The organism is Streptomyces sp. NBC_00354 (assembly GCF_036106915.1).
Lineage (GTDB): Bacteria > Actinomycetota > Actinomycetes > Streptomycetales > Streptomycetaceae > Streptomyces.
The window spans coordinates 3,746,127-3,765,327 of sequence record NZ_CP107983.1; the positions used below are offsets into that span (position 1 = coordinate 3,746,127).

Below are 19,201 nucleotides of genomic sequence, written 5' to 3' on the forward strand. Positions count from 1 at the left end.
CCCAGGGGGCACTCATGAGGGACGCATCGCGGCGCCGCACCGGAGCGGCACTCGCCGGGCTGCTGGCCGTGGACGGGCTGGCGCACCTGTACTGGGCCACCGGGCAGACCTGGCCCGCGGCGAGCGAGCGCGCCCTCTCCCTCGCCGTCCTCGGCACGGAGGTGTCCTTCGCCCCGCCCGTCGTGCTCCCGCTGGCGGCCCTCACCCTCACGGGTGCGGGGGCCGTCCTCGCGCACGCCCACGGCCGCGGCGGCCGGCCCACCCGCCTCGTGACCGCCGCGGTCGCGGCCGGGCTGGCCGTACGGGGCCTCGCGGGCCTGGGGTGGGCGGCCGGTCTCCTCGACAGCCCGGCCGGCCCCTTCCACCGGCTGAACCTGCTCCTCTACACGCCCGCCTGCCTCGGCTTCGGCTGGGCGGCCGCCCGGCTGGCCCGCGCCCGGTGACCCCCGCCGAACGCGACCGCGGCGTCGCCCTCGCCCGGGCCGCCCGCGCCGGCGACACCCTCGCGATGCACGACCTGCTCGAGCACCTCACCCCGTACATCGCCCGTATCTGCACCCCCATCGCCCTCGTGGACGGCCCGGACGCCTGCCAGGAGGCGCTGGTGGCGGTCTTCCGCGCCCTGCGGGCCCTGCGCGATCCGGAGACCCTGTACGGCTGGGTCCGCGCCATCGCGGTCCGCGAGGCGGTCCGTACCGCCCGCCGCGCGGCCCGCGCCCGCCCCGCCGAACTCGCCGACCTCCCCGGCCCCGGGGACCCCGAGCTCGCCGCCGACATCGACGACGTCCTGGCCCGCCTCTCGCCCGACCACCAGGCCGTCCTGGTGCTGCGGGACGTGGAGGGCCTCGACGAGGAGTCCGCGGCCGCCCTCCTCGGCGTCCCGCCCGGCACCGCCAAGTCCCGGCTGCACCGGGCCCGTACGAGCTTCCGAAGGGCATGGTCCGCATGACGTACGCACTCGACGAGGTGAACCGCCTGCGGATCATGGCGGCGGGAGTCCGGGGCGCCCGGATCGCCGAACGGGTCGTCCCCGCCCCCCTCGATGCCGTCTGGGCTGTGATGGGCGACCTGGAGGGCGAGTTCGGCCGCTTCCAGCCGGACATGCGCAGCGTCCGCGTCCTGCGGGTGGCCGGCGACCGGGTGGAGGCGCTGGCCCGCAGCAGGTACGGCTTCCGCGCCCACTTCCGGGGCGTCCTGCGCCCGGGCTGGTGCTGGCTGCAGAGCCGGTTCCTGATCATCGGCATGGCGGCCGCCCCCGACCCCGCGGGCGGCACCCGCGTGGCCCTGACGGGCGGCGTACGGGTCCCCGGGCGCGCGGCGATCGTCCCCTTCGGGGCGAAGCGCGAACTGGAGCTGGCGGCAGAGCGGTTGAAGGCCCGGGTCGGCGGCTCGTAGCGCGCCGGCCCGGGCCCGCGCCGCGGGATCAGGAAGGCCACCGGCAACGGTGTCAGCGCCGGAGCGCCTCGGCGGGCTGGATGCGGGCGGCCCGCCCGGCGGGGTAGAGCCCGGCCAGGACGCCGGTGATCAGGCCGAGGAGGGGCGCGGTCGCGACGGTCGCCGGGTGGACGACGGGCGTCCAGTCACGGATGACGGCGACGCCCACCACGGTCAGGGTGCCCAGGGAGGTGCCGACGAGCCCCCCGAGGGCACCCAGCGCACCCGATTCCGCGAGGAACTGGGCGGTGACGTGGCGTCCACGGGCTCCCAGGGCCCGGCGCAGGCCGATCTCCCCCGTCCGTTCCAGGACGGCGACCAGGGTGGTGTTCGCGATGCCGACCGCGCCGATCACCAGGCAGATCCCTGCCAGGACCAGGAAGAGCTGTTCGAGGTCGGAGGTGACACCGCTGCGCAGGGTGCGCGGGTCGGGGGGCGGTACGGCCTTGAGGTACTCGGGGTGGTCGGGGCGCAGCGCGGTGGGGGCGAGGCGGGCGACCTGCTGGGCGGCGCCGATGTCGGTGGCGATGAGCATGGTGGTGCCGGAGCCCTCGGGCGGCCCCCAGATGTCCTCCGCGGTGGTGCGGGGAACCATGACCGACAGGAGGAGGTCGGCCTTGCGCTCCACGTCGTCGATGATCCCGATCACGGTGAACGGCTCCGTGCCGATGAAGACGGCCGGACGGGTGTCCAGGGTGGTGATGCCGAGGCGGGCGGCCGTGCCCGAGCCGAGGACGGCCACGCGCTGCTTGGTGCGGGAGTGGTACTCGTCGTAGAGGCGGCCCTGGGCCATCCGCGGAACCGCGGCCTGCAGCGCGCCGGGGGAAGCCGCGACCACATCGGTGCGTTCGCCCCCGCCCTGGGCACCGCCGACCGGGGCGGCGCGGACGCCGCCAGCGTTGCTGTCGAAGCGGACGGTGTACAGGACACCCGCGTGCCGGACCCCGTTGAGACGCTCGACGCGGAGGTCGGCGTCCGCCGGGAAACCGGGCCCGGCGAAGTTGTTCTTCTCCCTGGCGATGTCCTCGACGCTCACCTCGGTGGCGGTGAGCAGGTTGAAGCGGCTGTCGATCTGGGACGAGGTGGTGGCGGTCAGCCCGAGGACGGCGACGAAGGTCCCGACGCCGAGCACGGTCCCGAGGGCGGTCAGCGCCGAGCGGGCCGGGCGCTGCAGTACCCCGGCGAAGGCCTCCCCGACGGTATCGCGCACGGTGAGCCGGGAGGGCTCGATCCGGACGGCGGCACGGGAGCGGCGCCGGCGGAGCGGGGGCGGCTTCATGGAGGGCAGCGTCATACGGGTGCCTGTTCGCGCAGTACGCCGTCGCGGATCGCGACGGTACGGCCGCCGTGCGCGGCGACCTCGTGGTCGTGGGTGATGACCAGCACGGTCATCCCGTCGGTGTGGAGCTCGTCCAGGAGGGCCAGCACGGTGCCGGCGTTGGCGGAGTCGAGGTTTCCGGTGGGTTCGTCGCACAGCAGCAGGGACGGCCGGGCGACCAGGGCACGGGCGATGGCCACCCGCTGGCGCTCACCGCCGGACAGACGGGAGGGCACCGCGGAGAGGCGGTGGCCGAGCCCGACCCGGGTGAGGGCTTCCCTGGCGCGGGCGGGGCGCTCCCGGCGCGGCACGCCGTTGTAGAACATGGCGAGGGCCACGTTCTCCAGGGCTGAGCGGTGGGGCAGCAGATGGAAGGACTGGAAGACGAATCCGATGCGGCGGCCGCGCAGGGCGGTCCGGTCGCTGTCGCCGAGTGCGCCGGTGTCGATGCCGTCGAGGAGGTACTGGCCCTCGGTGGGTGCGTCGAGCAGGCCGGCGATGTTGAGGAAGGTCGACTTGCCGGAGCCCGAGGGGCCGACGACCGTGACGAACTCGCCGCGCCGGATGGTGAGGTCACACGGTTTGAACGCGGCCACCGGAGGCGGGCCCGGGTAGGTCAGGCCCGCCTGCCGGAACTCGATGACGGGTGGTGCGGCCTCGGTCATGAGCCGCCGCCCTTGGAACCGCCGCTCTTGGAACCGCTTTCACCGCCGCTGCTCTTTCCCCCGGTCTTCCCGCCCGTCTGCTTGCCGGCGACGCCCGGATTGATGCCGGTGACCACCGAGTCGCCTTCCGCGAGAGCACCGTCCGTGGTGGGCCGGACCTCCACGTAGCCGTCGCCGGTGGTTCCGGGCCGGACCTCGACCCGGCGCTGGGTCCCCTTGCCGTCCACGACGGTGACGATGGTGCGGCCGTCGGCTCCGGCAGAGACGGCGGACACCGGGACGACCAGCGCGTTGCCGTCGGTCGCGGCCGCTTCCACGGTCAGCCGTACATCCTGGCCGACGAGCTTGGCGTCCAGCGGGGCGAGGGGCCGTACGAGCAACTCGTACCCGGCCGGTCCGCCGGGAGCGGGAGCCTGCTGGCCCTGGCCCTGGCTCTGGCCCTGGCCGCCGGTGGACCCGTTGCCCGGCGCGGGCGCGGACTGCGCGCTGTCCGCGACCGACTGCACCTCGGCGGCCGCCGTGACCCCGCTGACCTCGGAGAGAATCTCGACCTTCTGGCCGCCGCGGACCAGGCCCTTCTGGTGTTCCTGGAGCTGGCCGCGTACGACCAGCGCGCCTGCGGAGAGGGACATCGCGCTGCCGCTGACCGGGGAGCCGGGGCGGACGGCGACGGAGTCGGCGCGGGCGGGGAAGGACTCCAGGAAGACGACCTCGCCGGCCGGGAGCATGGGGCCGGACGCCGCGCGGGCCTCGGTGAGGCGCTCGCGGGCCTTGTTCAGGTCCTCCTGGGCGCGGGCCACCGTTCGGGCCCCGTCCTGACCGGAGCCCTTGCCGCTGCCGGAACTCCCGGAACCCTCCGAGCCCTTGGCACCCGAGCCGCTCGTGGCGCCCGTACTTCCCGTGCCCCCCGTGCTCCCCGTGCCCCCCGTGCTCCCCGTACCGCCCTTGGCAGCAGCGCGGGCGTCCTCCAGGGAGCGCTCGGCGGACGTGACCGCGTCCTCGGCAGCTTTCAGGGCCTCGCCGCGGTCGGCGAGAGCGGGCAGCGGGTCGTAGCCGATGGACTTGTAGAAGGCTGCCAGCGCCGTCTTGGTCCCGGCCCCGAACGTGCCCGCCTTGTCGGAGCCCGTGCCGTGGCCGAGGTCGGCGAGCGCCTTCTGGAGCTGCTTCACGTCGTCACCGGTGGCGCCCGGCTTCAGGTCCCGGTACACGGGCAGCCGGCCCGGCAGCGCGAAGACGGGGCGGCCGGACACCTCCAGCAGCACCTTGCCCGCCTCGACCTGATCGCCCTGACGGACTGAGACCTTGGTGACGACGGGGGCAGCCGTGCCCTCCCCGCCCGGGGCGGTCGGGGTGAACTGGACGGCCTGGGCCGAGGTGACCGTGCCGCGCAGGATGACGGTGTCCCGCAGTACGCGCTTCTCGACGCGTGCGATGAGTACGTCCAGGGGCGGCGGGCCGGCCTCCGCCGCGGTCTGCGCCGGCGACTTGATCACCAGCGAGGCGGCGACACCGGCGCCGGAAAGCAGGACCGCGCCCACCGCGACGGCCGCCACCCACGCACGGCGCCGGGACAGGCCCGCGGAGACCTCCGCGCCCTCGGGCTCCCCGGCCGTCATCCGGCGCTCTGCCCGGGGGTCGACGACTTGGGCCGGCCACCGCACTTCTGCAGGGCTGCCCAGCCCTCCGGCGATTCCTTCAGGCCGAGCTTTTCCATGTCGTGCTGGGCCGTCCGCGGATCGGGATCAGGAAAGTTCGCAACGCCGTTCGCCCGCATACAAGCCGTGAGCTCCTTCGCCTCGGCGAGCTGTTCGGGGGTCACCGGGGGTACCGACCGGCGGCTCTCGCAGGCGGTTTCGGCTTCCTTCACCTTGGCCGGATCCGCCTTGGCCGAATCCACGACCGGAATCTCGGAGTCCGTTTCCTTCATCGGCAGCCCCTTTTCCTTGAGGCACCGGAAAAAGTCGGCCTGCTTGGGGTCTACCGCCCCCTTGGACTGCCCGGACTGCGGAACGGAAGTGGAAGACGAAGGCGAAGGCGAAGCGGAATCCCCGCCCGAGCAGCCGGCCAGCAGGAATAGGCCGGACAACAAAGCTGGGGCGGCCACGGATCGGACCCGTCGAAATGGCACAGCAGGCCTCCTGAGGCATCTTGTATCGACGACACCCTAGGCGAAAAGAAAGATCATGCCCCTGTACTCAGGGACAGTTGTGAAGGTCGGCCATGGCGTGATCCACTCCTCAACGGTTCGAAACCCGGCCCGACGGCCGAAATCTCGACCAGGAAAATCCGCAATGATTCGGAAAGAGATGGCTGATGAAGCTTCGTAATTCCCTCCGCTCCCTCGCGGCCGCCGGCCTGATCCTCGGCGCCATCGGCGTCAGCGCCGGTTCGGCCTCGGCCGCCGCCAAGGACGGCTGGCTCACCTCCGGGGAGCTGGGCCTGTTCTGCTACTCCAACCAGGGGAACTCGGTCTTCGACCTCTACAGCTACGACTCGAACTTCGCGGACGACTACTTCAAGGGCTCGCAGAGCTGCGCCGGTCACACCACGAACGACTACACGGAGTCCTTCTCCAACCAGGACGCGTACGTCTGGGACGTCTACACCGACTGGAACGGCCAGGGCAGCGGCGGCTACATCGGCGTCGGCTCCCGGGACAACTTCAGCTCGACGTTCTTCAACAAGGTCTCCTCGGCCTACCCCCGCTAGGCACATCCGCCTGACCCCACACGCAGAAACGGCAGCTCCGCCCGTAATCGCCGGGCGGAGCTGCCGCTTCGCGCATCCTAGCCTTCCCCGCATCGGAGCCACCATGTTCTCGCCGCGTTCACCCCGTCCCGTTCTGACGGCTTCCGCAGCCGTACTGGCACTCCTGCTGACCGGGTGCTCGCAGTCGGACGGCGGCGACTCCGACAAGGAACCCGCGATCGGCGACGTACCTACGCTGCTCGAGAGCCGGAACCTCACCTTCCCGATAACCCCCTACATCGCGGACGACCGGCAACTCGGGCTCCTCAACGAGGCGCAGGACGTCCTCGTCGACCAGTGCATGCAGCGCTACGGATTCCGCTACCAGATGCGGCGGAAGGCCGACTCGGCAGTCAAGCGCGACTACAACCGGAGGTACGGGCTCTCCGACCCCGCCGAGGCAGCCCGGCTCGGCTACGACAACCCTCAGGTCTCCCAGGCCCAGAGGCCCCCGCAGCAGCCCCTCGGGCCGAACGAGAAGCTGGTGCTGTACGGGCTGGAGGTGGACCCGTCCCTGCCGGTTCCCAAGAGCCAGGAGGAGGCCGAGAAGTCCGATGTGGCGACCACGGTCGTCGGCGGGCAGAAAGTGCCGGCGGGCGGCTGCCTGCGCGAAAGCTCCCTGAAACTCTGGACGCCCACCAAGGAGACAGTGGGCTCCATGGTCGCGCAGGGCTTCGGCATGGACTCCTTTGCGCGCTCCCGAAAGGACAGCCGGGTCGTCAAGACGATCAAGTCCTGGAGCGAGTGCATGGCGAAGCACGGACACAGCATCGACAACCCGATGGATCAACCGCCCGGCATCAACGACTCCAACATCAGCAGCCCGCAGGCGATCACCCTTGCCAAGCAGGACGTCGAGTGCAAGAAGGAGACCAACCTGGTGGGCACCTGGTACACGGTGGAAATCGCCTACCAGAAGCGGCTGATCGAGCAGAACGCCGAGACCCTGGACCGGGCGAAGAAGCAGCTCGACGAACGCATGAAGCTCGCCGCCTCCCTGATCGCCGGCTCCTGACCCATGGGGAAGCGAGCGGCCCTGCCGCCCCGCGCCGAGGCACGGCTCCGCAGGCGGAAACGGACCCTGGCCGCCACCGCCGTGGCGGCGGTGGGCTGCGCCGGGGCCGCGACTGCCCTCGTGCTCCTGCCGTCACCGTCCGAACCGCCGGCCCGGGCGGCTCCGGGCAGCAGCCCGGCGCCGGCACCCACGGCCTCTCCGTCGCCGCCCGCCCCACCGTCGCCGCCGCCGTCACCTTCGCCGTCCCCGTCTCCCTCCCCCTCCCCTTCTCCCTCGGCGTCCCCCGGCACCGCCGTACCGGACGCGGGACCGGGCACCTTCACCGTCGCGGCGGCCGAGGGCAAGGCGTACGGGCAGGGCCGGATCCGCCGCTACCGGGTGGAGATCGAGGACGGGATCCGGCTGCCCGGGCCCCAGACCGCGCGGGAGGTGGCCGACATCCTCGGGAATCCGCGCGGCTGGACGAGAAACAAGGCCTACGGATTCCAGCTCGTCTCCTCGGGACCCGTCGACTTCACGATCAAGGTGGCCACGCCCGCGACCACCGACCGGCTGTGCGACGTGACCACGCCGGAGAGCCGCGGCAACGTGAACTGCCGGACGGGGCACACCGTCGTGGTCAACCTGAAGCGCTGGGCGCAGGGATCCCCGCAGTTCGACGGGCCGATCCAGGAGTACCGGGCCCTCATCGTCAACCATGAGGTCGGCCATGAAATAGGCCGCGGGCATGAGAGCTGTGCCGGGCCGGGCGCGCTCGCGCCCGCGATGATGCAGCAGATCAAGGGGCTGGACGGCTGCCTGCCCAACGCATGGCCGTACGACGCCGCCGGGCAATACGTGGAAGGGCCGCCCGTGCCGTGAGGAACCGCCTCGGAGATGCGCCTCGTAAACAGCGGTCAGACATGCCCGACAGGGCAGCTGGCAATGCGGTGGTGCACGGCGAGTAAACACGTCTGGACTCGGGACAGGCCACCCAGTTTGCCGCGCATGTTCTCCAGATGGAATTTCACCGTGCGGACGGTCATCCCGAGCCTTTTTCCGAGCTCTTCGTTCGACGGACCGCAGGTCATTTCCTTGAACATCTCAAGTTCCCGGTCGGTAAGATCCGGGATCCGGAGAAATCCTTGACGGATCCATTCCGTTTCCTTGTCCCACTGCTCGGGTTCACCGAGTTTACAGTAGGGGCAGTACGGACTCGCTGAGGGTCTCACGCATTCCTGCCTGTAGCAGTTAAGAAGGTGCGGCGAAATCGGAACACCGCCCCTAATCTTAACTTTCCGGCACAGGTCAGCGTATCGGCCGTTTAACCAACTACTGATCAGTTGTCACCATCGCTTCCTCCGAAGGAAGCCTTTCCGTCACCGATCAGAGGAAGCCGGACACCGGATATCGGAATCGGCACGACGCTGCGCCGCGGCCTTACGGCGTGGCCTGCTCATCGCCGCCGGTCTGCCGGATCCGGCTGTTGTCCCGGGCCGTGGCCTCCTGGTCGACCGGCCCGGCAGGGGCGGCCCCGCCCGCCTGGCTGATCTGCGACGTGCCCGACGCCTCGGCCTTCTGCCGTACAGAGCGTTCCGGCGTCACGGGGGCCGCGACGGGCACGGTGGGCGGCACGGGCGCCATACCGGCCCACCAGCCGCCGGCCAGCCCGACGGCCGCGGTCATGGCCCCGGCGAACCCGGCCGCGACGGCCACGGCATCGGAATCCTTCACGGGCAGCCAGCCGAACGGATCCACCTGGGCGAGCTTGAAGCAGACGAAGAAGACGACAGCCGAACCCACGAGCACGACAACCCACCGCAACGGACGCGACATTGGGCCCCCTCCAGCCAATGAACCGAACCTCTGAAGCTAGCAGCGATACCCGTCGGGCACCTGCAACAGCGCCACGAACACCCACACCATCACCGTTGCCCCGGCCAGGCCACCGAACAACCCGGCCGCCGGGTTGTTCCGCCCGACGTACCCGACGAGCACCCCCCACCATGCCGTCGCGAACAGCGCCAGCAGCGCGCCGTAGAAGAGGAGGGCGAGGCCGTTGGCCGCCCCGTTGACCCCGACGCCGCAGGCCCGCCACGCGGCATTCAGCAGCACCGCCCCGAGCACCCCCGTGCCCACTCCGGCCGGCGGGGCGATCAGACAGCCCACCCGTCCGCGCATCATCCGGCGCTCCTGATCCGACACGTGAGCACGTCCCCCAACTGCGCATGTCAGCAAGGCCCGTTCGGCACTCGCACCCCACCACCTTGCCAGGCCGAAGCGCGCCCACACCCCGGAGACCGGCCACCCGGCCCTGCCACGGTCGTCCCCGGCCTCCTCGGATGCACGTGAGGGACTCGAAAGTCCCTCACGGCCCTTCTCTCGCCCTCGCTCCCACCGCGTGGCCGCAGCTCACTCACTGGTTCAGCGGATAGGAGTGCCGGCCCGTCACCTCATCGATCTCCGAGTGGGCCTTCTGCAACATCTGGGAAGCGAGATCCATGAGCGCGCGAGCGCCGGCGATCTCTTCCCCGACCCGCAGCTGCTCCGGGTCGGAGGGGTGACGCATGGCGTAGCCGTGCGCCCTCATCTCGGAGCCGTCGCCGAGTCTGACCATGGCCGCCGCACTGGTGCGGTGGCCTTCCTCGGTGAATTCGAGCTCCACGTGCCACCCGACGAGTGTGGGCATGGTGCATCACCTCCAGGGGGGTCACCCTGCCTCCAGGGTGCGCCTGGGGGGACGGGAACGCGAGCGGGGACGGGCGCGGGGGTCGGGGGGCAGGGCGGGGTGAGCGGGGTCGGGAGCGCCGGGCGGGACGCAGGGGGCCGGGTCCGCGCGCTCGGCGACGGAGAGGCCAGCCGGACCCTCCGGGTCGGGCTCCGTGTGCGCTGCGTGGTCGGGGCGGTCCGGCTCGGGGCGCGTTTCCGCCAAGTCGTGTGCGTAGACGCAGAGATCGACCTCGAGCTGACCCGCATCCCCTTCTACGGGCACGTCGTCGACAGCCTCGACCCCGTCTGCACCGCCATGGTCACCCTCCGGGGCACGGGCGCAATCCACCTCAGGGGCCGCAACACCATCCAGGCCACCAACCCCACCCCGGCCTGAGTACCGGCACTCATGTGCCTCTCCCGCCGGGGCGGTTGACTGGTGCCATGGATCAGGACACCTCGCGCGACAAGCGCGCCTTCGTCGCGCCGCTCGTTTCCACCCTGCTGACGCTGCCGATGGCCCTCGTCGCACTCTTCTTCGCCGGGCTGTCCCCCATGGCCTGTGACTCCTGCGGGGAGGCCGCGAGCGACCGGTTCGACGCCTCGTTCGGCATCGCCTTCCCCGTCTTCGGCGCCGGCCTGCTGCTCGTCCTCGTGTTGCTCGTGACCAGTTGGGCGCTCCCCTGGCAGCGCCGGAACTCCGCCCGCCGCATCACGTTCGCCCTGCTCGCCCCGGCGGCCGTCGTCCTCGACTACATCGTGTTCGCCGGGATCATCGACTGACCCTGCCCCGAGCAGGCAAGCAGGCAAGCTGACGTACTCCGTCCCCGCCCCATGAGGGCTCGACCCGCCCCGCCTACGCTCCCCGCATGGGCAGAGCGCGGCGACCGAAGCCGGGGCAGTGGTGGGCGTGGTGGCGGGTCTGGCGAGCCGGGCTCCCCGCCGGGTCCGAGCGGCACGTGTGGCCGCTGCGCTGACCGGCGGGGCCACCACCGGCAAGGGTCAGCGCGCCTCGCGCAGCCAGCCCGCGACCTCCGTCGCCCAGTACGTCAGGATCGTGTCCGCGCCGGCCCGCTTGATGCCCAGCAGGGTCTCCAGGATGGCCCGGTCGCGCTCGATCCAGCCCTTCTCCGCCGCCGCCTCGATCATCGCGAACTCGCCGCTGATCTGGTACGCGGCCACCGGGACGTCCACGGCCTGCGCGACCCGGTACAGGATGTCCAGGTACGGGCCGGCCGGCTTGACCATGACCATGTCGGCGCCCTCCTCCAGGTCGAGCGCCAGCTCCCGCAGGGACTCCCGGGCGTTCGCCGGGTCCTGCTGGTACGTCTTGCGGTCGCCCTGCAGCGAGGAGGCGACGGCCTCGCGGAACGGGCCGTAGAAGGCCGAGGAGTACTTCGCCGTGTACGCGAGGATCGAGACGTCCTCGTGCCCCGTCTCGTCGAGCGCGTCGCGGATGACGCCGACTTGGCCGTCCATCATGCCGCTCGGACCGACCACGTGGACGCCCGCGTCGGCCTGGACCTGGGCCATCTCCGCGTACCGCTCCAGCGTCGCGTCGTTGTCGACGCGCCCGTGCTCGTCCAGTACGCCGCAGTGGCCGTGGTCGGTGTACTCGTCCAGGCAGAGGTCGGACATGATCACCAGATCGTCGCCGACCTCCGCCTTCACGTCGCGGATCGCGAGCTGCAGGATCCCGTCCGGCTCGGTGCCCGCCGTGCCCAGTGCGTCCTTGTTCTCGTCCGCCGGAACCCCGAAGAGCATGATCCCTGCGACGCCCGCCTCCACGGCCTCCACCGCGGCCTTGCGCAGCGTGTCCCGCGTGTGCTGGACCACGCCCGGCATCGCCGAGATCGCGAGGGGCTCGCTGATGCCCTCCCGTACGAACGCCGGGAGGATCAGGTCCGAGGGGTGCAGCCTGTTCTCCGCGACCATCCGCCGCATCGCCGGGGTGGTGCGCAGCCGGCGGGGCCGCGAGCCGGGAAAGGATCCGTACGCGCTCATTCTCAGTCGCCTCTTCGAGCATCGACAGCAGTCGCGGCCAAGCCTAGGGCCTGCCCGGCGGCCGTCTCCGACCCGGCCGTCAGGCGGGTCGTCCCTCCGGCGCGGCCCGCGAGGCCCCGAGGGCATCGGTCCAGCCGGTGACCACGGGCCTGACCCGGGGCAGCGCCCAGGGTTCCAGCGTGCCGTCGCAGAGCTCGGCCAGGAACTGGGCCGTCCCGCCCGCGTAGTGCTACCACGGCCCGTTGCGCGAGCAGAGGGTGACCAGCCACTCCTGCGGCCCGCCCTCGGCGGTGCTCCACAGGAACTTGTCCCGCGGCCGGGGGTACGCGAAGGGCCCGGGTGCGGCTGCACCCGGGCCCTGGTCAACATCCGCCCACCGGTCAGGTGGTACGCCTCCGCCGCGCGCCCGGCCGGCGCTCGCTCGGGCGGGACACCGACTCGCCGGCCTCCTTGGCCGCCTCGCGGCGCGCCGCGCCGTACTCGGCCAGGGCCTCCGCCAGCTTGCTCACGCTCGGCTCCGGCGACAGGACGTCGACCCGCAGGCCGTGCTCCTCCGCCGTCTTGGCCGTGGCCGGCCCGATGCAGGCGATGACGGTCACGTTGTGCGGCTTGCCGGCGATGCCGACGAGGTTGCGCACCGTCGAGGACGACGTGAAGAGAACGGCGTCGAAGCCGCCGCCCTTGATCGCCTCGCGCGTGTCCGCCGGCGGCGGCGACGCGCGTACGGTCCGGTAGGCGGTGACGTCGTCGACCTCCCAGCCCAGCTCTATCAGCCCGGCCACCAGGGTCTCGGTGGCGATGTCGGCGCGCGGCAGGAAGACGCGGTCGATCGGGTCGAAGACCGGGTCGTACGGCGGCCAGTCCTCCAGCAGCCCGGCCGCGGACTGCTCGCCGCTCGGCACCAGGTCCGGCTTGACGCCGAACTCGACGAGCGCGGCGGCGGTCTGCTCGCCCACGGCGGCGACCTTGATGCCCGCGAAGGCACGGGCGTCGAGCCCGTACTCCTCGAACTTCTCCCGGACGGCCTTCACCGCGTTCACGCTGGTGAAGGCGATCCACTCGTAGCGGCCCGTCACCAGGCCCTTGACCGCGCGCTCCATCTGCTGCGGGGTGCGCGGCGGCTCCACGGCGATGGTCGGCACCTCGTGCGGCACCGCGCCGTACGAACGCAGCTGGTCGGAGAGCGAAGCGGCCTGCTCCTTGGTACGCGGTACGAGGACCCGCCAGCCGAACAGCGGCTTCGACTCGAACCAGGCCAGCTCCTCGCGCCGCGCGGCGGCGCCGTGCTCACCGACCACGGCTATGACCGGCCGTGCGCCCTCGGGCGACGGGAGCACCTTGCCCTGCTTGAACACCTGGGCGATGGTCCCGAGGGTGGCGTTCCAGGTCCGCTGGCGGGTCGTCGTGCCGGCGACCGTCACCGTGAGCGGGGTGTCGGGCTTGCGCCCGGCGGACACCAGCTCGGCGGCGGCGCTCGACACGGTCTCCAGCGTCGCGGAGACGACGACGGTGCCGTCGCTGGCTCCGACCTCGCTCCAGCAGCGCGCGGAGGCGTTGCGCGCGTCCACGAACCGCACATCGGCACCCTGGCCGCCGCGCAGCGGCACACCTGCGTACGCGGGCACGCCGACGGCGGTCGCGACACCGGGCACCACCTCGAAGGGGATGCCGCCGGTGGCGCAGGCGAGCATCTCGTCGGCCGCGTTGCCGTCGAGCCCGGGGTCTCCGGTGACGGCACGGACGACCCGCCTGCCGGAGCGCGCGGCCTCCATGACAAGATTGGCCGCATCCCGGATCACCGGGACACCGGCGGCTGCTGACACTTCGTCAGCAATCGTCAGCTGTGGCGTGTCCACTCCCGCGCGCGCATGCGTGCGTACGACCTCGAGCACCTCGGGCTCCGCGATCAGTACGTCCGCAGCCGCCAGCGCCTCGACGGCGCGGAGCGTCAGCAGACCCGGGTCACCGGGGCCGGCACCGAGGAAGGTGACGTGCCCGTGCGTGGCGACGACCGGAAAAGCGGAGGTGGTCGGACGTGAGGGGTTCAAAGCGATCGCTCCCCCATCAGACCGGCCGCGCCCTTGGCCAGCATCTCGTCCGCGAGTTCGCGGCCGAGCGCCATGGCCTCGTCGTACGACTGGGGCACGGGACCGGTGGTGGACAGCTGCACGAGCGTCGAGCCGTCGAGGGTACCGACGACGCCGCGCAGGCGCATTTCATTGACAACCTGGCCGTCGGCCAGAAGATCGGCGAGCGCACCCACAGGTGCACTGCAGCCGGCCTCCAGGGCGGCGAGCAGGGAACGCTCGGCGGTCACGGCGGCCCGGGTGTGCGGGTCGTCGAGCTCGGCGAGCGAAGCGATGAGCTCCGCGTCGGACGCGAGGCACTCCACGGCCAGGGCACCCTGGCCTGGAGCGGGCAGCACGTTATCGACCGACAGGAGGTCGGTCGCCTCGGCGCTGCGGCCGATCCGGTTCAGCCCGGCGGCGGCAAGGACGACGGCATCGAGCTCGCCGTCGCGCACGAAGCCGATCCGGGTGTCGACGTTCCCACGGATGGCGACGGTCTCGATGCGCTTGCCGAGGGTCCGCGCGTAGTGGTTGAGCTGCGCCATGCGGCGCGGCGACCCGGTACCGATCCGGGCGCCGTCGGGCAGCTGCTCGAAGGTCAGGCCGTCGCGGGCGACGAGCGCGTCGCGCGGGTCCTCGCGCAGCGGCATGGCCGCGATCACGAGCTCCTCGGGCTGCGCGGTCGGCAGGTCCTTCAGCGAGTGGACGGCGAAGTCGACCTCGCCGCGCACCAGCGCGTCGCGCAGCGCGGTGACGAACACTCCGGTGCCGCCGATCTGCGCGAGGTTCTCACGGGACACGTCACCGTAGGTCGTGATCTCCACGAGCTCGACGGGCCGGCCGGTGATCGCCCTTACCGCGTCGGCGACATGGCCGGACTGGGACATGGCCAGCTTGCTGCGCCGCGTGCCGAGCCGGAGAGGCTGGTCGAGACGTGGATTCATGATGCCCGTCCTGAGTCGTCGTTCTTGTCAGCCTTGTCGGCCTGGTCGACCTGTCCGGCCTGACCGGCCGCGTCCGCCCGGCTGACGGAGGCCACCGTCTGCGGGTCGAGGTCGAAGAGTTCGCGCAGCGCCTCTGCGTACCCGGCGCCCCCGGGCTCGCTGGCGAGCTGCTTGACGCGCACGGTCGGCGCGTGGAGGAGCTTGTCGACGACGCGGCGCACGGTCTGGGTGACCTCGGCCCGCTGCCGCTCGTCCAAGTCCGGGAGCCGCCCGTCGAGCCGTGCCACTTCCATGGCCACGACCTCGGCGGCCATCGCCCGCAGGGCGACGACGGTCGGCGTGATGTGTGCGGCCCGCTGCGCCGCGCCGAAGGCTGCCACCTCTTCGGCGACGATGCCGCGTACGGCGTCCACGTCGGCCGCCATCGGCGCGTCGGCCGATGCTTCGGCGAGCGATTCGATGTCGACGAGCCGCACGCCCGGGATCCGGTGCACGGCGGCGTCGATGTCGCGCGGCATGGCCAGGTCCAGCAGGGCCAGCCGTACCGGCGCCACGTCGATCTGGCTGCGGGCGCCCTTGCGGGGCTGCCGCTGCGCGGCGGCCTCGCCCTGGTCGGCCCATGTGCCGTGCAGTTCGAGGGAGCTGGCGTCGACTCCGGTGAGCGCGGCCCGCCCGTCGCCGGCCGGCACGTCGACGGGACACCCGTCACGGTCGGCTCCGGGCACGATGGTCCGCGCCACCCCGCCGTCGGCGAGCCGCACCCCGGCCTCGGCGGCGGCGACGAGCCGCGCCAAGACCGAATCCAGACCCGCCGGCGTGTGAGGCGCGGGGTCCGGGGCGGAGCTCCGGGAATCGGGAAGGGGCGGGGAGGGGACGAGCCCCGCAGGGCCCGCCACCGCAGCCGCGACATTGTCCTCGGTCAGCACCAGCCCGGTGGCCCCGGTACAGGACACGACGACGTCGACTCGTGTCAGCTCATCGGCGACCGACGCCATCGGAACGGACCTGGCCACCACCCCAGTGCCTGAGGCAACCAGAATCTCGGCCAAACGGTCCGCCCGCTCTGCGGTGCGGTTCGCGACGACGATCTCGGCGACGCCCACCCGCGCCAGCGTGGCCGCGGCCAGCGAGGACATCGACCCGGCACCGATCACCAGCGCCCGCTTGTCCTTGGCCCACACGTCCACCGGCTCGCGCCCGGCGGTCAGCTGCTCGAGCCCGAAGGTCACCAGCGACTGCCCGGCGCGGTCGATCCCGGTCTCGGAGTGCGCCCGCTTGCCGACCCGCAGCGCCTGCTGGAACAGGTCGTTGATCAGGCGGCCTGCGCTGTGGAGCTCCTGCCCCAGCGCCAGCGCGTCCTTGATCTGCCCGAGGATCTGGCCCTCGCCGATCACCATCGAGTCCAGCCCGCACGCCACCGAGAACAGGTGGTGGACGGCCCGGTCCTCGTAGTGGACGTACAGGTACGGAGTGAGCTCCTCCAGAGCCACCCCGCTGTGCTGCGCGAGCAAGGTCGACAGCTCGGCCACACCGGCGTGGAACTTGTCCACGTCCGCGTACAGCTCGATCCGGTTGCACGTGGCGAGCACCGTCGCCTCCGTCGCCGGCTCCGCGGCGAGGGTGTCGTGCACCAGCTTGACCTTGGCGTCGGCCGACAGGGAGGCACGTTCGAGCACGCTCACCGGCGCGCTGCGGTGGCTCAGCCCTACGACGAGCAGACTCATGCCGGCATCACCGCCGGAACGTCGCCCTCGGGGCCGCTCTTGCGTGCGACGGCGGCGGGCCGTCCGGCGGGCGGCTCGACGGCCGCGGCGGGGGCCGCGCCGGAACCGGCGGCGGTCTCGGCGATGTCACCGGACACGGAGGCATCGGCGGAGGAGTGGGGCGTGGCGTTGGCCGCCGCTTCCTCCCCGGCCTTGCGCTGCTCGTGGAACGCCAGGATCTGCAGCTCGATCGACAGGTCGACCTTGCGTACGTCCACACCGTCCGGCACGGACAGCACGGTCGGCGCGAAGTTCAGGATGGAGGTGACGCCGGCGGCGATCAGCCGCTCGCTGACCTGCTGCGCCGCGCCCGCGGGGGTCGCGATCACGCCGATCGAGACGCCGTTCTCCGAGATGATCTTCTCCAGATCATCGGTGTGCTGCACGGGCATGCCCGCCACCGGCTTGCCGGCCATCGCCGGGTCGGCGTCGATGAGCGCCGCGACGCGGAATCCGCGCGCGGAGAAGCCGCCGTAGTTGGCCAGGGCCGCGCCGAGGTTACCGATGCCGACGATGACAACCGGCCAGTCCTGGGTCAGGCCCAGCTCGCGGGAAATCTGGTAGACGAGGTACTCGACGTCGTAGCCGACGCCGCGCGTCCCGTAGGAACCGAGGTACGAGAAGTCTTTGCGCAGCTTCGCGGAGTTGACTCCGGCGGCTGCCGCGAGCTCCTCGGAGGACACCGTGGGCACCGATCGCTCGGAGAGCGCGGTGAGTGCGCGCAAGTACAGCGGAAGCCTGGCGACAGTGGCCTCGGGAATACCTCGGCTGCGGGTCGCCGGTCGGTGAGTTCGGCCAGTTGCCACGATGCTCCTGCGGGATGAGCGGGGCTGCAGGCGGTCACTTGTCCCAAGACCGCCCCGTCGAATGCAGGCTATGTCTTTGTGAACGCGTGCACAAAGATTGTGTCCGCTTTGTCCGAGCAAAGTGACCGGGGTCACGCGGCCCGGGCCTGTAGGGCGGGAACCCACAACACGCCGAACCCGTTCAAATCCCGAGGGGTGCAAAGCGGTACACACTCCTCATCGATACGCCCCCGAGACCCCACAAATCGCCCATGATGTTAACCGGCCGGAGGGTCAGCCCCCCAATGCGCGACGCAGCCGGTCCGGGTTCACCCTCCAGAAGGTGTGCTGCTCGCCGTCCACCAGCACCACCGGGATCTGCTCCCAGTGCAGCCGGTAGAGCTCCGCGTCCTGCGAGATGTCCTTCTTCTCCCACTGTGCTCCGACTTCCGCGCAGACCTTCTCGATCACGTCTTGGGCGTCATCGCACAGATGGCACCCCGGCTTCCCGATGAGCGTGACCAACCGCTCGCCGGGACGCTTCTTTTCCTTACGACGCAGCAAAGGGCTCATGCCCCCATTCTCCCGCGCCACCACGTAACACCCCGGCACCGAAGAGTTCACGCCCCCGGCATCCCATCGGTTCGGGAACTCCCGAACACAATGGCTATGCTCGCGTCATGGCCGCTCTGGGATGGCTCACCCCCCGTAGGCGCTCCGCCACCGCGCGGAGCGTGCTGGCAGGCGAGGCCTCGGCCGAAGCCGCCCGCAAGACCGCGCAGGCCCTCGAGGCGGAGGCCGGACCACCGGCCGGGCCCGAGGAGACCGCGACGCAGGCAGCCGAGGAAGCGGAACCGGCCGAGCCCGAGTTCCCCGTCGCCGGCGACGACCTCGCCGCCGCGTTCTTCGACCTCGACAACACCGTCATGCAGGGCGCCGCGATCTTCCACTTCGGCCGCGGCCTCTACAAGCGGGAGTTCTTCCACCGCCGCGAACTCGCCCGCTTCGCCTGGCAGCAGGCCTGGTTCCGGCTCGCCGGGGTCGAGGACCCCGAGCACATGCAGGACGCCCGCGACAGCGCCCTCTCCATCGTCAAGGGCCACAAGGTCTGCGAACTCATGGCGATCGGCGAGGAGATCTACGACGAGTACATGGCCGAGCGGATCTGGCCGGGCACCCGCGCCCTCGCCCAGGCCCACCTCGACGCCGGCCAGAAGGTCTGGCTCGTCACGGCCGCGCCCGTGGAGACCGCCACGATCATCGCCCGCCGGCTCGGCCTGACCGGGGCGCTCGGCACGGTCGCCGAGTCGGTCGACGGCATCTACACCGGCCGGCTCGTCGGCGAGCCGCTCCACGGGCCCGCGAAGGCCGAGGCGGTCCGCGCGCTGGCCGCCGCCGAGGGCCTCGACCTCGAACGCTGCGCGGCGTACTCCGATTCGCACAACGACATTCCGATGCTGTCGCTGGTCGGGCATCCGTACGCGATCAATCCCGACACGAAACTGCGCAAGCATGCCCGGGCACACGACTGGCGGCTGCGCGACTATCGGACCGGCCGCAAGGCCGTGAAGGTCGGCGTCCCGGCCGCCGCCGGCGTCGGCGCGATCGCGGGCGGCGCAGCCGCCGCCATCGCCCTGCACCGCCGCCGCAAGTAGCCGCAGCCGCCCCCGCCGCCCGGCCGCAGCCCGGCTTCCGGCCTGCGCCGGAGCCGCCCTGCGGCCCACCGTGCGGCCCGCAGGCGCCTCGCCCCGCGGGCTCTCGGCCCGCT

The 19,201-nt window shown here is 71.9% G+C and carries 24 protein-coding genes; 10 read left to right on the forward strand and 14 right to left on the reverse strand.

What is annotated here, in order from left to right; translation table 11 throughout:
• Positions 1-14 precede the first annotated feature (14 nt).
• From OHT74_RS16760 to OHT74_RS16770, 3 genes are read left to right on the forward strand one after another with little or no spacing between them, the layout of a single operon-like run.
• Positions 15-443 (forward strand): DUF3995 domain-containing protein, encoded by a 429-nt coding sequence (locus OHT74_RS16760; RefSeq protein WP_328620627.1) that lies wholly within the window; start codon positions 15-17, stop codon positions 441-443.
• A complete protein-coding gene (locus OHT74_RS16765) occupies positions 440-949 on the forward strand; it encodes an RNA polymerase sigma factor (RefSeq protein ID WP_266665046.1) in 510 nt (169 codons plus the stop codon). Before OHT74_RS16760 ends, OHT74_RS16765 begins: the two co-directional genes overlap by 4 nt.
• Complete coding sequence (locus OHT74_RS16770; RefSeq protein ID WP_266665048.1) at positions 946-1,395, forward strand: hypothetical protein; 450 nt, start codon at positions 946-948, stop codon at positions 1,393-1,395. Before OHT74_RS16765 ends, OHT74_RS16770 begins: the two co-directional genes overlap by 4 nt.
• 52 nt (positions 1,396-1,447) lie before the next feature.
• On the opposite strand, the gene OHT74_RS16775 is transcribed toward OHT74_RS16770, so the two are convergent.
• The 4 genes from OHT74_RS16775 to OHT74_RS16790 are packed head-to-tail and all read right to left on the reverse strand — an operon-like array spanning position 1,448 to position 5,521.
• Complete coding sequence (locus tag OHT74_RS16775) at positions 1,448-2,713, reverse strand: ABC transporter permease (protein ID WP_266665050.1); 1,266 nt, start codon at positions 2,711-2,713, stop codon at positions 1,448-1,450.
• An 11-nt stretch (positions 2,714-2,724) separates the two neighbouring features.
• Positions 2,725-3,417 carry an ABC transporter ATP-binding protein gene (locus OHT74_RS16780; RefSeq protein WP_266665052.1) on the reverse strand — a complete coding sequence of 231 codons (693 nt, stop codon included), beginning with the start codon at positions 3,415-3,417 and terminating at the stop codon, positions 2,725-2,727.
• Complete coding sequence (locus OHT74_RS16785) at positions 3,414-5,033, reverse strand: peptidoglycan-binding protein (protein ID WP_328620628.1); 1,620 nt, start codon at positions 5,031-5,033, stop codon at positions 3,414-3,416. The genes OHT74_RS16780 and OHT74_RS16785 overlap by 4 nt, the downstream gene beginning before the upstream one ends.
• On the reverse strand, positions 5,030-5,521 hold the full coding sequence (locus tag OHT74_RS16790) for a hypothetical protein (protein ID WP_328620629.1): 492 nt from the start codon (positions 5,519-5,521) through the stop codon (positions 5,030-5,032). Before OHT74_RS16790 ends, OHT74_RS16785 begins: the two co-directional genes overlap by 4 nt.
• 209 nt (positions 5,522-5,730) lie before the next feature.
• Here OHT74_RS16790 and OHT74_RS16795 point away from each other — a divergent pair, with 209 nt between their 5' ends.
• The 3 genes from OHT74_RS16795 to OHT74_RS16805 all read left to right on the forward strand — a co-directional run bounded on the left by OHT74_RS16795 (position 5,731) and on the right by OHT74_RS16805 (position 8,041).
• Positions 5,731-6,126 carry a hypothetical protein gene (locus OHT74_RS16795; RefSeq protein ID WP_266665057.1) on the forward strand — a complete coding sequence of 132 codons (396 nt, stop codon included), beginning with the start codon at positions 5,731-5,733 and terminating at the stop codon, positions 6,124-6,126.
• Between the two features lie 103 nt (positions 6,127-6,229).
• Positions 6,230-7,180, forward strand: a complete 951-nt coding sequence (locus OHT74_RS16800; protein WP_328620630.1) for a hypothetical protein — start codon at positions 6,230-6,232, stop codon at positions 7,178-7,180.
• A 3-nt stretch (positions 7,181-7,183) separates the two neighbouring features.
• Positions 7,184-8,041, forward strand: a complete 858-nt coding sequence (locus OHT74_RS16805; protein WP_328620631.1) for a DUF3152 domain-containing protein — start codon at positions 7,184-7,186, stop codon at positions 8,039-8,041.
• Positions 8,042-8,076: 35 nt separating this feature from the next.
• Here OHT74_RS16805 and OHT74_RS16810 read toward each other — a convergent pair whose 3' ends face one another.
• From OHT74_RS16810 to OHT74_RS16820, 3 genes are all read right to left on the reverse strand, one after another.
• Positions 8,077-8,391, reverse strand: a complete 315-nt coding sequence (locus tag OHT74_RS16810) for a helix-turn-helix transcriptional regulator (protein WP_328620632.1) — start codon at positions 8,389-8,391, stop codon at positions 8,077-8,079.
• Positions 8,392-8,599: 208 nt separating this feature from the next.
• Positions 8,600-8,968 carry a hypothetical protein gene (locus OHT74_RS16815; protein WP_328620633.1) on the reverse strand — a complete coding sequence of 123 codons (369 nt, stop codon included), beginning with the start codon at positions 8,966-8,968 and terminating at the stop codon, positions 8,600-8,602.
• Between the two features lie 63 nt (positions 8,969-9,031).
• Positions 9,032-9,343: a hypothetical protein gene (locus tag OHT74_RS16820; RefSeq protein ID WP_328620634.1), complete on the reverse strand. Its 312-nt coding sequence runs from the start codon at positions 9,341-9,343 to the stop codon at positions 9,032-9,034.
• 158 nt (positions 9,344-9,501) lie between these two features.
• Here OHT74_RS16820 and OHT74_RS42145 point away from each other — a divergent pair, with 158 nt between their 5' ends.
• Positions 9,502-9,594 (forward strand): DUF397 domain-containing protein, encoded by a 93-nt coding sequence (locus OHT74_RS42145; protein ID WP_353962354.1) that lies wholly within the window; start codon positions 9,502-9,504, stop codon positions 9,592-9,594.
• Here the strand turns inward: OHT74_RS42145 and OHT74_RS16825 are convergent.
• Positions 9,576-9,848 (reverse strand): DUF1876 domain-containing protein, encoded by a 273-nt coding sequence (locus OHT74_RS16825; RefSeq protein WP_266665069.1) that lies wholly within the window; start codon positions 9,846-9,848, stop codon positions 9,576-9,578. The genes OHT74_RS42145 and OHT74_RS16825 overlap by 19 nt on opposite strands.
• A gap of 246 nt (positions 9,849-10,094) precedes the next feature.
• On the opposite strand from OHT74_RS16825, the gene OHT74_RS16830 reads away from it, so the two are divergent.
• Positions 10,095-10,265 carry a hypothetical protein gene (locus tag OHT74_RS16830; RefSeq protein WP_266665071.1) on the forward strand — a complete coding sequence of 57 codons (171 nt, stop codon included), beginning with the start codon at positions 10,095-10,097 and terminating at the stop codon, positions 10,263-10,265.
• A 47-nt stretch (positions 10,266-10,312) separates the two neighbouring features.
• A complete protein-coding gene (locus OHT74_RS16835; protein ID WP_266665072.1) occupies positions 10,313-10,651 on the forward strand; it encodes a hypothetical protein in 339 nt (112 codons plus the stop codon).
• A gap of 219 nt (positions 10,652-10,870) precedes the next feature.
• On the opposite strand, the gene hemB is transcribed toward OHT74_RS16835, so the two are convergent.
• The 6 genes from hemB to OHT74_RS16865 all read right to left on the reverse strand — a co-directional run bounded on the left by hemB (position 10,871) and on the right by OHT74_RS16865 (position 18,006).
• Entirely contained in the window at positions 10,871-11,872 is a 1,002-nt protein-coding gene (hemB, locus tag OHT74_RS16840) for a porphobilinogen synthase (RefSeq protein ID WP_266665073.1), read from the reverse strand.
• 380 nt (positions 11,873-12,252) lie between these two features.
• Complete coding sequence (locus OHT74_RS16845; protein ID WP_266665076.1) at positions 12,253-13,920, reverse strand: bifunctional uroporphyrinogen-III C-methyltransferase/uroporphyrinogen-III synthase; 1,668 nt, start codon at positions 13,918-13,920, stop codon at positions 12,253-12,255.
• Positions 13,917-14,885, reverse strand: coding sequence for a hydroxymethylbilane synthase (gene hemC / locus OHT74_RS16850; RefSeq protein WP_266665078.1), 969 nt, complete (start codon positions 14,883-14,885; stop codon positions 13,917-13,919). The genes OHT74_RS16845 and hemC overlap by 4 nt, the downstream gene beginning before the upstream one ends.
• On the reverse strand, positions 14,882-16,609 hold the full coding sequence (locus OHT74_RS16855) for a glutamyl-tRNA reductase (RefSeq protein WP_328620635.1): 1,728 nt from the start codon (positions 16,607-16,609) through the stop codon (positions 14,882-14,884). The genes hemC and OHT74_RS16855 overlap by 4 nt, the downstream gene beginning before the upstream one ends.
• Entirely contained in the window at positions 16,606-17,454 is an 849-nt protein-coding gene (locus OHT74_RS16860) for a redox-sensing transcriptional repressor Rex (RefSeq protein WP_266665082.1), read from the reverse strand. Before OHT74_RS16860 ends, OHT74_RS16855 begins: the two co-directional genes overlap by 4 nt.
• A 273-nt stretch (positions 17,455-17,727) precedes the next feature.
• Complete coding sequence (locus tag OHT74_RS16865; RefSeq protein ID WP_266665084.1) at positions 17,728-18,006, reverse strand: glutaredoxin family protein; 279 nt, start codon at positions 18,004-18,006, stop codon at positions 17,728-17,730.
• A gap of 107 nt (positions 18,007-18,113) precedes the next feature.
• Here OHT74_RS16865 and OHT74_RS16870 point away from each other — a divergent pair, with 107 nt between their 5' ends.
• Positions 18,114-19,088 carry an HAD family hydrolase gene (locus OHT74_RS16870; protein ID WP_266665086.1) on the forward strand — a complete coding sequence of 325 codons (975 nt, stop codon included), beginning with the start codon at positions 18,114-18,116 and terminating at the stop codon, positions 19,086-19,088.
• The last annotated feature ends 113 nt before the right edge of the window (positions 19,089-19,201 follow it).

What these genes read in the sequence shown, in the direction of transcription:
- OHT74_RS16760 (WP_328620627.1), top strand. Translation starts at nt 15, where the DNA reads ATGAGGGACGCATCGCGGCGCCGCACCGGAGCGGCACTCGCCGGGCTG.
- OHT74_RS16770 (WP_266665048.1), top strand. Translation starts at nt 946, where the DNA reads ATGACGTACGCACTCGACGAGGTGAACCGCCTGCGGATCATGGCGGCG.
- OHT74_RS16775 (WP_266665050.1), bottom strand. Translation starts at nt 2,713, where the DNA reads ATGAAGCCGCCCCCGCTCCGCCGGCGCCGCTCCCGTGCCGCCGTCCGG.
- OHT74_RS16780 (WP_266665052.1), bottom strand. Translation starts at nt 3,417, where the DNA reads ATGACCGAGGCCGCACCACCCGTCATCGAGTTCCGGCAGGCGGGCCTG.
- OHT74_RS16785 (WP_328620628.1), bottom strand. Translation starts at nt 5,033, where the DNA reads ATGACGGCCGGGGAGCCCGAGGGCGCGGAGGTCTCCGCGGGCCTGTCC.
- OHT74_RS16795 (WP_266665057.1), top strand. Translation starts at nt 5,731, where the DNA reads ATGAAGCTTCGTAATTCCCTCCGCTCCCTCGCGGCCGCCGGCCTGATC.
- OHT74_RS16800 (WP_328620630.1), top strand. Translation starts at nt 6,230, where the DNA reads ATGTTCTCGCCGCGTTCACCCCGTCCCGTTCTGACGGCTTCCGCAGCC.
- OHT74_RS16805 (WP_328620631.1), top strand. Translation starts at nt 7,184, where the DNA reads ATGGGGAAGCGAGCGGCCCTGCCGCCCCGCGCCGAGGCACGGCTCCGC.
- OHT74_RS16820 (WP_328620634.1), bottom strand. Translation starts at nt 9,343, where the DNA reads ATGATGCGCGGACGGGTGGGCTGTCTGATCGCCCCGCCGGCCGGAGTG.
- OHT74_RS42145 (WP_353962354.1), top strand. Translation starts at nt 9,502, where the DNA reads ATGCACGTGAGGGACTCGAAAGTCCCTCACGGCCCTTCTCTCGCCCTC.
- OHT74_RS16825 (WP_266665069.1), bottom strand. Translation starts at nt 9,848, where the DNA reads ATGCCCACACTCGTCGGGTGGCACGTGGAGCTCGAATTCACCGAGGAA.
- OHT74_RS16835 (WP_266665072.1), top strand. Translation starts at nt 10,313, where the DNA reads ATGGATCAGGACACCTCGCGCGACAAGCGCGCCTTCGTCGCGCCGCTC.
- hemB (WP_266665073.1), bottom strand. Translation starts at nt 11,872, where the DNA reads ATGAGCGCGTACGGATCCTTTCCCGGCTCGCGGCCCCGCCGGCTGCGC.
- hemC (WP_266665078.1), bottom strand. Translation starts at nt 14,885, where the DNA reads ATGAATCCACGTCTCGACCAGCCTCTCCGGCTCGGCACGCGGCGCAGC.
- OHT74_RS16855 (WP_328620635.1), bottom strand. Translation starts at nt 16,609, where the DNA reads ATGAGTCTGCTCGTCGTAGGGCTGAGCCACCGCAGCGCGCCGGTGAGC.
- OHT74_RS16865 (WP_266665084.1), bottom strand. Translation starts at nt 18,006, where the DNA reads ATGAGCCCTTTGCTGCGTCGTAAGGAAAAGAAGCGTCCCGGCGAGCGG.
- OHT74_RS16870 (WP_266665086.1), top strand. Translation starts at nt 18,114, where the DNA reads ATGGCCGCTCTGGGATGGCTCACCCCCCGTAGGCGCTCCGCCACCGCG.